Raw genomic sequence first — 622 nt, 5'->3', positions numbered from 1 at the left:
GTAGGTAAGGTTCTTCGCGTTGCATCGAATTAAACCACATGCTCCACCGCTTGTGCGGGCCCCCGTCAATTCATTTGAGTTTTAACCTTGCGGCCGTACTCCCCAGGCGGTCTACTTATCGCGTTAGCTTCGCTACTCACGGATTAAATCCACAAACAGCTAGTAGACAGCGTTTACGGTGTGGACTACCAGGGTATCTAATCCTGTTCGCTACCCACACTTTCGCACATGAGCGTCAGTTACTGACCAGGGAGTCGCCTTCGCCACTGATGTTCCTCCAGATATCTACGCATTTCACCGCTACACCTGGAATTCCACTCCCCTCTCCAAAACTCTAGCCTGCCAGTTCTAAATGCAATTCCCAGGTTGAGCCCAGGGCTTTCACATCTAGCTTAACAAACCGCCTGCGTGCGCTTTACGCCCAGTAATTCCGATTAACGCTCGGACCCTCCGTATTACCGCGGCTGCTGGCACGGAGTTAGCCGGTCCTTCTTCTGTTGCTAACGTCACAGCTAATGGGTATTAACCACTAACCTTTCCTCACAACTGAAAGTGCTTTACAACCCGAAGGCCTTCTTCACACACGCGGCATGGCTGCATCAGGCTTGCGCCCATTGTGCAA

The 622-nt window shown here is 51.9% G+C and carries 1 rRNA gene; it reads right to left on the bottom strand.

The annotated features are described in order from the left end of the window. Window positions 1-622 (bottom strand): 16S ribosomal RNA (locus GQS54_RS23010); the annotation flags it as partial.

This window comes from Paraglaciecola sp. 20A4 (genome assembly GCF_011378905.1).
Taxonomy (GTDB): domain Bacteria; phylum Pseudomonadota; class Gammaproteobacteria; order Enterobacterales; family Alteromonadaceae; genus Paraglaciecola.
This window is presented reverse-complemented; position numbering and strand designations above follow the sequence as displayed.